This is a genomic window from Micromonospora sp. S4605 (assembly GCF_003176715.1).
Classification (GTDB): domain Bacteria; phylum Actinomycetota; class Actinomycetes; order Mycobacteriales; family Micromonosporaceae; genus Micromonospora; species Micromonospora echinaurantiaca.
In genome coordinates, this window is record NZ_QGSW01000379.1 from 1 (window position 1) to 7889 (window position 7889).

The 7889-nt window shown below is 65.9% G+C and carries 7 protein-coding genes and 1 pseudogene; 5 read left to right on the forward strand and 3 right to left on the reverse strand.

Annotation, left to right across the window (positions count from 1 at the left end):
- Window positions 1–632 precede the first annotated feature (632 nt).
- Together DLJ47_RS30965 and DLJ47_RS30970 are read left to right on the forward strand one after the other, a co-directional pair.
- Complete coding sequence (locus DLJ47_RS30965) at window positions 633–1016, forward strand: hypothetical protein (RefSeq protein ID WP_146228237.1); 384 nt, start codon at window positions 633–635, stop codon at window positions 1014–1016.
- A 429-nt stretch (window positions 1017–1445) separates the two neighbouring features.
- Window positions 1446–2366 carry a gamma-glutamylcyclotransferase gene (locus DLJ47_RS30970; protein WP_158289915.1) on the forward strand — a complete coding sequence of 307 codons (921 nt, stop codon included), beginning with the start codon at window positions 1446–1448 and terminating at the stop codon, window positions 2364–2366.
- A gap of 151 nt (window positions 2367–2517) precedes the next feature.
- Here the strand turns inward: DLJ47_RS30970 and DLJ47_RS35495 are convergent, their stop codons facing one another.
- Entirely contained in the window at window positions 2518–3174 is a 657-nt protein-coding gene (locus DLJ47_RS35495) for a hypothetical protein (protein WP_146228238.1), read from the reverse strand.
- A gap of 373 nt (window positions 3175–3547) precedes the next feature.
- Window positions 3548–4189, reverse strand: a complete 642-nt coding sequence (locus DLJ47_RS30975) for a hypothetical protein (protein WP_109905340.1) — start codon at window positions 4187–4189, stop codon at window positions 3548–3550.
- Between the two features lie 212 nt (window positions 4190–4401).
- On the opposite strand from DLJ47_RS30975, the gene DLJ47_RS30980 reads away from it, so the two are divergent.
- A protein-coding gene (locus DLJ47_RS30980; RefSeq protein ID WP_446723626.1) for an IS5 family transposase occupies window positions 4402–5201 on the forward strand; the annotation gives its coding sequence in 2 pieces (ribosomal slippage) (window positions 4402–4738 and window positions 4738–5201; 801 coding nt in all).
- Between the two features lie 378 nt (window positions 5202–5579).
- On the opposite strand, the gene DLJ47_RS37990 is transcribed toward DLJ47_RS30980, so the two are convergent.
- Window positions 5580–6017, reverse strand: coding sequence for a DUF2637 domain-containing protein (locus DLJ47_RS37990; RefSeq protein WP_446723625.1), 438 nt, complete (start codon window positions 6015–6017; stop codon window positions 5580–5582).
- A 941-nt stretch (window positions 6018–6958) separates the two neighbouring features.
- Here DLJ47_RS37990 and DLJ47_RS37570 point away from each other — a divergent pair.
- Together DLJ47_RS37570 and DLJ47_RS37575 are read left to right on the forward strand one after the other, a co-directional pair.
- Window positions 6959–7348 (forward strand): annotated as a pseudogene (locus tag DLJ47_RS37570) (reverse transcriptase domain-containing protein); the annotation flags it as partial.
- A gap of 158 nt (window positions 7349–7506) precedes the next feature.
- Window positions 7507–7860 carry a hypothetical protein gene (locus tag DLJ47_RS37575; RefSeq protein WP_255562365.1) on the forward strand — a complete coding sequence of 118 codons (354 nt, stop codon included), beginning with the start codon at window positions 7507–7509 and terminating at the stop codon, window positions 7858–7860.
- Window positions 7861–7889: the final 29 nt, after the last annotated feature.

Consider the following 7889-nt stretch of genomic DNA (forward strand, 5'->3'; position numbering starts at 1 on the left):
CGGTGGTGGTGCTCCCGTTCATGTGGGTGGGTGGGCATCGGTTTGGTCGATCGACATCCACGCGTGACCGGTGGGCACGATCAAGTCGCCCGGCCCGTGCGGTTGGACGAGGCCGGCCGATTGAGGGTGCGCAGGGGCCTGGTGCCGTTCATCAGGGGCGGCATAACCAGCTCACGGCCCCGGCTGAATCGTCGCAGACGAGCGATCGCAGACCTCGAATGCGTGTGAGGCGGTGAGTGTTATCGATGGCTTCGCTGGCGGGCGGGCGTCAGACCAGGACCCCGGACGGTCGGGTCGACCGAGATGTAGCGGACGATCAACCCGCCAGGCAGTCTCGACGAAGTCTCGGGCGAAGAGGGTCCCGAAATGGCCAAAGATGGTCGACCGCGCGGACGATGGCGTGACCAACGCGAATTGTCGATCATGACAAAGCCGCGCGGCTTCTGCGCGGCAAGTCACGTCGAGGAGTCTTGTTGTATCGTTCTCAGCTCGCCACAACCAGCGCCGTCGCTGCTCTGGCCCTCGCTCTGGCAGGCTGTGGCAACAGCCAGCCTCCAGCCGCTGCAGGGCCGTCGACGGTTGCGAGTGCCACGACGCCGGCCGCCCCCGTGAGCCCCAGCGAGAAGCCGGCGATGGGCGCCAAGGACGTAGTCGAGGCCCTCACCGCTGCTGGGCTTCCGTTGTCGAACATCGCCGAGCAGGATGAGGACACTGATCCCAATGACAAGCTCGGCCGCCCTGGCCAGTACACGTCCCGTGCATCAGCGGACGTGCCGGGAGGTGACAAGGACGCCGAGAAGTACGGCATCGACCGCGGCTTGGTGGTCGAGGTGTTCGCGACGGCAGGGGACGCCGATGCCCGATCGACGTTCATTCAGGACGCCCTGAAAGGCGCACAGATCCTCGGCACCGAGTACCACTATCGACCGGCGGACGGGCGGGTCCTGGTGCGGCTGACCGGGAAGGTGAAGCCGTCGCAGGCGAAGAAGTTCGAGGACGCAGTCGCAAAGTTGTGACCGCAGCCGCCGGACAGGTCCAGCCCGTCTCCCCGACGGGATCGCACCTGCTCGCACCTCTCGAAGATCGATAGCGGCGGTAACAGACATCCCATGAGAGCTGAGGTCGAACAGCGACGCCACCCTCCTGCCTTCGTCTCACTTGTCGTCTCGTTCGTGACCGTGCGGGGGCGACCGTAGACGAACGACTGGTCGAGTTCGCCTCGGTAGTGAACCGACCCGGTCAAGCGCGTACGGGAACGAGCGGACTTGGAAAGCGTGCCTGGCGGTACGGCTTCCAACAGCAACGCCGACAGCAACTGCGCCAGGGGCGGGAGTCGCCGAGGTCGTTGGTGTAGGCCTCGCGGAGGCTGATGGTCCCAGTTGCGGCGTCCGAGTCCCACGCTTCCGCGGGGGAGACCATGTGGTCGATCGGGAGATAATCGCTGCGTGCCATCACTCGGATCGCCGCAGGGTCGGTTCCTTCCGCTGTTCGTCTACGGCTCGCTGAAGCCCGGAGAGCTGGCCTTCGGTCTGCTCGAGCCGCTTGTCAGTCGGCACGTTGAGGCCACCGTTGCCGGTGTGATCCGGCTGCGTGATGGACTGCCCTTGTTCGACTCCTCGACTTCCGGACGCGTCCGCGGCTCGCTCCTCTCCTTTCCCGCTGACGGGGCCGAGGAGGCCTGGCAGATCGTGGCTGAATTTGAGCCAGCTGCCCAGTATCGGTGGAAAACGACCGAAGCCATGACTGCAGATGGCCAGAGCATCACTGCCAACGTTCTCGCCGGCGTGAAGCTGCAGCATGGAATCTCTGGAGATCCAGTACCGGAATGGTCGGCCAGTCAAGATCCAGTGCTTGGTGAGGGACTGGCCGAGGTTCGGCGGCTAGTGTTGGAGGCTGCGCCCCAGGGCGTGCAGGCGCAGCCGGACGGCCCGGACTTCTGGCATCAGTTCTTTCGCCTGCAGGCGTCCTACCTTCTGCTGTGGAGCGTCGTTGAACGATACACAGCGCTCCGCTACGGGCCAGCGCAAGCGCCCATGGCTCGGGTTCGCCGACTGGACGGCGACCCTACGTTCCAAGCCGCCCTCAGGACCGTAGGCGCCGAGACTGACAGTGTCGTGGACAGCAGAGATCCCACCGTCAAGATCACGTTGAGGCCGGACGGCACCGGTGGCGCGCGCTATTACTACGGAGTCCGTTCGAACCTGTCTCATCGAGGAAAGGGCGCGTTTCGGGATGCACGCCTGGTGCTGAAGGCCGTTGTCGAACTGCATGACGCCATGCTGGTCTTGCTGGCCCCGCATGTCTTGATCTCCGTCGATCCTGGTCTGGATGAGGTTCGGTTGCGGCACTTGGTGGCACCGGTATAGCAGCGGAGAGCAGCAACGGTGGCGGCGCAGAACGCCCGTGCCGAGCCAAGGTAACGTGCCCGACCTCGTACGAGACCGAACCAGCAGGCCGACACCGGTGCCGACCTACCCGGCCGCGTTGCCGATCCTCACAGATCTTGTAAGCGAGGCGTCAGGAACCTGCCGTGCGAGATCGGGGCAGTTTCGAGTCGAAAGTAGGACGTGTCTTCGCCAAATGGTGCTCGGCTTCTGAAAAGCGACGGAGCTCCTTCTCATACGCACTTCTCGTCCTGTGGGCCGACAGTATTGCGGAGAGGGAAAGGCCGGCGGACGCCAGTCCGGTCAGGACCCCAACGAAGGTCAGAAGGCTCGGTGATTGCGTGATGGTTACGACCACCAAGGCCAACGCTTGTGGAAAGACAATGAGGGTAAGGCCAGAAAAGAGGACCGGTCTGGTGAAAGCCCCACCTCGCATGCCTAGATACGAGCGAGAGTTGTTCCACTGAACGGGAAGTGGAGAGTTCGGATAGTTTGCCCGCAGCCAAGCGGTCACCTCGATTCCGAGGTAACGAGTGATTGCGCCGATGACGATGTTGTGTTGGGTGAAGACTTGGCTTGCTCCGAGCCCGAGCAGGGGAATCGCGTAGAGTACCGGTCGGTAAGACTCATTTAGTGCTACGCCGAAGAGGCTGGCGCTTGCTGCGAGAAAAAGGAAGAGTGCCGTGTCCCTGAGGCCCACTCGGTGAGCTACTTCCGCTCGGGCACTCGTTTGAAACTGGAAGACCATTTGCAGCATGTCGCGGCTCCCGTTCGGGGTGCTGTCTGCCATGGACCCACCTCCAGCAACGACCGTATGGACAGCTGTCAAGTAGCGGGCAAGATCCGGAACAGGCGCGGAATGGTCAAGGTCTCGCTTCGCGGCACCCGACCTGTTCTGCCTGGTAGATCCAGCGGCCCGCAGCTTGCCGCTCTTCCCTTCCTAAACCGTGTGCCCGGATCCGAAGCAGCCCAAGCAGCCCAAGCAGTCAACCCAGCCACCGCCAAGGCGGAGCCAACTCCTACTGGCCCGGCCGAACGTCCGTTGTGTCGATTACACGGCGTGAGGCATGCAGCGCCGTTGCAACGGAGGCCCGCGGCTGGACGAGATCCCGTATCTGGGCAGGGTGCCAACTCACAAGTCAGCACGCCAGCACGTCGAAGCGTCATCTCTCGGTGTTGGCCAGCATCTCGGCGTTCCGGTTGTCGCCTGCGAAGTCAGCACTCGTCGCGGAGCTCCGCTTCCTGCCGCCCATCGCTCGGCTCCGCGCCCGCTTGCCCCAAAGAGGCCGTCGCACGGATGTCGATAGCTCCACGAACTTGTTCCACACGCCATCGCCGACGACAAAGCGGTGTAACGTGCCGTCGTCCTCTTTGTACCACTCCAGGCCAGACGCATCGGTGAAGCTCATGGCAAGCCGGGCGAACGAGTCGGGCCCAATCTCCCCCCAAGGCAGCGGCTCAGGGAGCGTGTACCGAAACCCTGTTTCGTCGCCGGCGCGCAAGACGTGTCCCCACCGCTCGACCAGAGGATTGAAAGCGTTATGAAGCGGGGAAAGGTGAACCAAAACGTTCAGGATGGGCCCCTCGCTGACGTTAGCCACGACGACGTCGACGGCAACCAGCCTGCGCGCATCTCCCGCCTCGGAGTCGTAGCGGTGTTTCAGCACACATAGGATCAGACGGGCTTGCCCACGCTCGGCATCGCGCCGCTCGCGGTTGCGTGAGTGAACCTCCCACCAAAGGACTGCCCCGGTGAGCACGGTCGCAGCGACGCTGGCGGTCGCCTGCACCTGGTCGCTGTTCACGACCCGCAGGCTAGTACCTCCGGTCGAACCTGCTGCCCGTCGAACCGCGGCGTCCTACGGGATGCCCTTTGACCCGTTGCTGCAGGTTCAGCAACGCGCCGCCCTAGCGGCTAAGAACTCCTAACAGAATGATCTAGGCGAACGTGGCTCTGTCCCTGTTGGATGATCAACTACAGTGGTCGGCCGTGAGGCGAGGTGAGCGGCCGCCGTGGATCGTCTCGGATGACCTGTGGGCCGAGATCGAGCCGTTGCTACCGACCCGACCGCCTCGCCGGCGGCGCTATCCCGGTCGTAAGCCGCTTGATGACCGGAAGGTGTTGTGCGGGGTCTTGTTCGTGCTCTACACCGGGATTCCGTGGGAGTACCTGCCCCAGGAGCTCGGGTTCGGGTCAGGCATGACCTGCTGGCGCCGGCTACGGGACTGGAACGACGCCGGCGTGTGGCAACGACTGCACGAGGTCCTGCTGGGCAAGCTGCGGGCCGCCGGTCAACTGGACATGTCCCGGGCGGTGATCGACGGCTCCCACATCCGGGCGCTCAAAGGCGGCCCAAGACCGGTCCGAGCCCGGTCGACCGCCGCCGTCCGGGCTCGAAACACCACGTCATCACCGATGCGGGAGGCATCCCCCTCGCCGCGACCCTGACCGGCGGCAACCGTCACGACGTCACTCAACTGCTGCCACTGGTCGACAAGGTCCCCCGGATCAAGGGCATCCGCGGTCGCCCGCGGCAGCGACCCGGTCGGATCTACGCCGACCGGGGTTACGACTTCGACATCTACCGCCGCCAGCTCCGCGACAGGGGCATCACCCCGGTCATCGCCCGACGCGGCACCGGACACGGCTCCGGCCTCGGCGCCCGACGGTGGGTCGTCGAACAGACCATCGCCCTGCTGCACTGGTTCCGCCGGCTACGCATCCGCTGGGAGATCCGCGACGACATCCACGAAGCCTTCCTCACCCTCGCCTGCGCCATCATCTGCTGGCGACGACTCCAACGCTCAAAGAGTTAGGAGTTCTTAGTCTTCACACACCGATGATCAGCGGTGGCCGCAGCCTTCCCGCAGCCGACCCGCGAGCAAGATCAAGGTCTATGGCTGGAGGGCGTGCTGGTATACCAGGTGCCTGACTTGCCGCCGAGATCGGCCGGGGTGGCAGGCCCAACTGGGACGAACCCGGCCTCAATCTTGGTCTGTGGTGTCAGCGACGGAGGCTGCCGGCGCGGTGCCCATTGACATGCGCCGCGCCGTTTGCGGCCGCTGTTGACCAGTAGCGGCGAACGGTGCGTTCGGACCTGCCGATCCTCGCGGCGACGTCCGCCGGGTGCATGGTTGGGTCACGGCGGCGCCAGTAGGACACGGCGGCGGCGGTGCCGGGCGGCACGTCGTCCGTCAACGCGGGTTGGGCCGGTCGCGCTGGCTATCGCCGGCCCTGCTCGCGGATGACGGCCGAAAGGCGTCGGTTGGTTGCCGGGGCGGGTACTGCGGAGCCGTGTCGTCGGTGTCGCTGCGGCCTCCGCTGCCGTCAGGTGGGGGTTCCCTGACCGGCTCGGGCGCCTGGGTGCCCGAGCCCGAGCCGTCTGGGGCGACGGCCGCGCGGTGATCGAGGTGTTGACCGGCTGGGTGGGCGGTGGGAGCGGCGGCTGCACAGTGATCGTCTGCGGCTGCGGCTGCTGTGGGTGTGGCGGCGCGGATCCGGGCGGTGATCTCGACGAGGCTGACGCTGGCGACGATGACGAGTCCGTCGACGGAGATGGGGAGGAGGTAGGCGGCCCCATAGCTGGTTTCGCCGTAGCGGGCGGCGACGCCGACGAGGTGCCAGTAGGACACCGTGCGCCACGAGGCGCTGCACAATCGAGTGGAGGTGAAAGACCACCGCCGCCGTTCCTGTCGCAGCAGGGCGGTGTAGCTGAGGGCAGCCTGCCCCGGGGAGGTGCCGGGTGTGGGTGGGAAGCGGCCCTGACAAAGCCGGGACGGGTTGGCACTGCCAGACGGCTCGGGTCCGGCAAGCGAGTCGGGAAGGTGTACGTGAGGAACCAGCGTGTAAAGCCTCTCAAGACTAGGCACCAGCTCGAACCTGGCGGATATGGGCTGGGTTGCGGCGCGTATCCCGGCACCGGTTTGGTGTCGGGTAACTCCCTGGCCGGTTTGGTATTGGCCGGCGGGGAGGCCACGGTGAAGGTCTGCGGCGTAGCCGTGGCGAGGTCGCAGGGGCAGAGCTGGGCACCTCACCCGACGAACGATCGTGTGGTGAACGTGGGAACCCGTCCGGGACCGCCCCGCCTGTCGGCCAGCCAGGCCGCGCCGGTGGGGCAGGCGCACCGTCAGCTGACGGTTCCGGCTGGGGGCGGAGTCGCCGTAGTAGTCGGAGGTCGGGAAAGCCGACCACAGGGCGAAGGGCGACAGCGAGTACGCAGCGGAGATGCTGGAATGCCAGGAGGCCGCCGGTGAATATCGATGCGCCGCCGTCCGTGTGGCCCGAGTTGGGGCAGGCGGAGCGGCGGGTACTGGAGATCCAGGCGAAGCTGCACCGATGGGCGGGCGAGGATGAGGCCCGCCGGTTCGATGATTTGTTCAACCTCGTCACCGATCCCGCGTTTCTGATGGTCGCGTGGGAGCGGGTGCGGACGAACAAGGGTGCACGCACCGCCGGAGTGGACGGGCAGACCGCCCACTACATCCGGGTGCTGCGCGGCGAGGATGTGTTTCTCGCCGAGCTGCGGGCCGACGTCAAGGCCGGTGTGTTCACCCCGTTGCCCGTGCGGGAGCGGATGATCCCGAAGTCCGGCGGCAGGTTGCGTCGGCTGGGGATTCCGACCGTGCGGGACAGGGTGGTCCAGGCCGCCCTGAAGCTGGTGCTGGAGCCGATCTTCGAGGCCGGGTTCCGCCCGTGCTCGTACGGGTTCCGGCCTCGACGGCGCACGCACGACGCTATCGCTGAGATCCGCCACTTCGGCGCCAAGGGCTACGAGTGGGTGCTGGAGGCGGACATCGAGGCGTGCTTCGACACCATCGACCACACGGCCTTGATGGACCGGGTGCGTCGACGGGTCGGAGACAAGCGGGTGCTGGCGTTGGTCAAGGCGTTCCTGAAAGCCGGGGTGCTCAGCGCCGACACCGGCTACCAGGAGACGAGCACCGGCACGCCGCAAGGAGGCATCCTGTCACCGCTGCTGGCCAACATCGCCCTGTCCGCGCTCGACGACTGGTTCGTCAAGGCGTGGCAGAGCGAGATGGGCAGCCGTGGCGTCGGCACAACCGGCTCCGCACCGGCCGCTGCAACTGGCGGCTGGTGTGCTACGCCGACGACTTCGTCGTCATGGTGGCCGGCGGGCGTGAGCACGCCGAGGCGCTACGGGAGGACGTCGCGGCGGTGTTGGCGCGGATCGGGCTTCGCCTGTCCGGGCCGAAAACGCAGGTGGTCCACCTGGACGAGGGGTTCGACTTCCTCGGCTGGCACATCCAGCGCCGGCGACAGCAGGGGTCGAACAAACGGTACGTCTACACCTACCCGGCGAAGAAGGCTCTGGCCTCGATCGTTGGGAAAGTTCGGACGATTACCCGACGAACAGCACACCTGCGTTCCGCAGCTCAGCGTCGATATAGTCGGCGTTGCGGCGTGAAGGCGCAGGTCAAGGCGTTGCGGCCTGGTGGAAACCGCGAAATCGCCTAGTGACACGCCTGCCTGTGTATAACTGTTAT

What these genes read in the sequence shown, in the direction of transcription:
- DLJ47_RS30965 (WP_146228237.1), top strand. Translation starts at nt 633, where the DNA reads ATGGGCGCCAAGGACGTAGTCGAGGCCCTCACCGCTGCTGGGCTTCCG.
- DLJ47_RS35495 (WP_146228238.1), bottom strand. Translation starts at nt 3,174, where the DNA reads ATGGCAGACAGCACCCCGAACGGGAGCCGCGACATGCTGCAAATGGTC.
- DLJ47_RS37575 (WP_255562365.1), top strand. Translation starts at nt 7,507, where the DNA reads ATGGTGGCCGGCGGGCGTGAGCACGCCGAGGCGCTACGGGAGGACGTC.